The sequence below is a fragment of the Gilliamella sp. BG7 genome (assembly GCF_046635565.1).
Lineage (GTDB): Bacteria > Pseudomonadota > Gammaproteobacteria > Enterobacterales > Orbaceae > Gilliamella > Gilliamella apicola_P.
This window is the reverse complement of record NZ_JBIDFB010000027.1, coordinates 1-1,321: the sequence shown is the minus strand read 5'-3', so window position 1 is coordinate 1,321 and position 1,321 is coordinate 1. Positions and strand designations below refer to the sequence as shown.

Below are 1,321 nucleotides of genomic sequence, written 5' to 3'. Positions count from 1 at the left end.
GTTCCTCGCAAAGCTGCGGTACAACGAATACAGGCTATCTTATTATTTATTAATTTAATATTTTATTATTTTTCTATTTTTTCAACATGCAAAATAACAACAATATCCGTCTTGATGTCTTCTTTTCCTGACGATTTTAAAAAAGGTAATAAAGTAAAACTTGTCGAATTATTACCGTTTTTAGTTTCCGCTAAACCACCAAGTACAACAATTTCACCGCTTTTTATTGATACCTGCGTATTAACATCACGTTTAATCAACGTTGGACTATTGTTAATCCCTGTCTCCGTTTTAACAAAGTTTGATAACTGCTGTTGTATTGTTAAATCAATCGTGTTTAGTCTAATTTCAGAACGAATATCAAATAATACCCCCGACGAACGATACTCTATTGACTGAATCGGTTTGCCGTCCTGATACGTTGTTGAGCCTAAAACAGGCACGTCCGAGCCAACACTAAATGACGCATTAGAGCCATTTTTAACCCGTAATTGCGGGGAGCTAATTACCTTAAAATGGCTATCTTTATTAAATAACTCCACCAAAGCATTAAAAGAGCCACTCGAAAAAGTAATTAAGTTACCCGTCAACGGATTATAATTTGAATTCACCTGCACCCCTAATTTGCTATCCAGCAAATTAGCTATAAATGATAAGCCATTCCCTTCCTGCTTCGTCGTTGACACCTCAACCACATAACCAGTAACCAATATCTCATCAGTTACCGTATCAATTTTAGGTAACAACTGTTTAACTAATTTTATATCCGCTTTTGTGCCACGATAAACCAACACATCACCAGAACGTGAAAACTGACCACTAGCACTATTTGGATTGACGTCCCCACTGCTGTAACTTGTCTGGGAGGTATTCGATATCGTCCCTTGTGAATTAAATACCCCTTGTACCTGACTGCTTAAAATGTCAGATAAATAACTAACACTTCGATATTTTGGAGTATAAATAAAAGTTTCCGTCGGCTGAGCCATTGGTTTAGGTGTGTAAACCGCTATATAATCAACCCCGTTTTTATCCCAAATTTTAATATTCATATTGGAAAAATAACGCTCTATAAACTGCCGTTCATCAATCTCTTTAGTGATTCTCAATGTCAATAATCGTTCATCATTTGCTAAATCTGGTGACAACATATATGGACGTTTAAAAATTTCACTATATATAATACTAATAGCATCAGGCAATTTAACCCTGTTTAGCTCAAACTCTACACCGCTTGCCAATGTATTACGTGATAAAAATAACAGTATTACGTAAAAAAATAACGTAAAACGTAATAATAAATATTTAATCATTGCCCCGT

1 protein-coding gene is annotated in these 1,321 nt (G+C 35.0%); it reads right to left on the bottom strand.

Features of this window, described 5'->3' with window-relative positions:
• Positions 1-65: 65 nt before the first annotated feature.
• Positions 66-1,313 (bottom strand): type II secretion system protein GspD, encoded by a 1,248-nt coding sequence (locus ACGH49_RS10815; protein WP_411589373.1) that lies wholly within the window; start codon positions 1,311-1,313, stop codon positions 66-68.
• Positions 1,314-1,321 lie beyond the last annotated feature (8 nt).

What these genes read in the sequence shown, in the direction of transcription:
- ACGH49_RS10815 (WP_411589373.1), bottom strand. Translation starts at nt 1,313, where the DNA reads ATGATTAAATATTTATTATTACGTTTTACGTTATTTTTTTACGTAATA.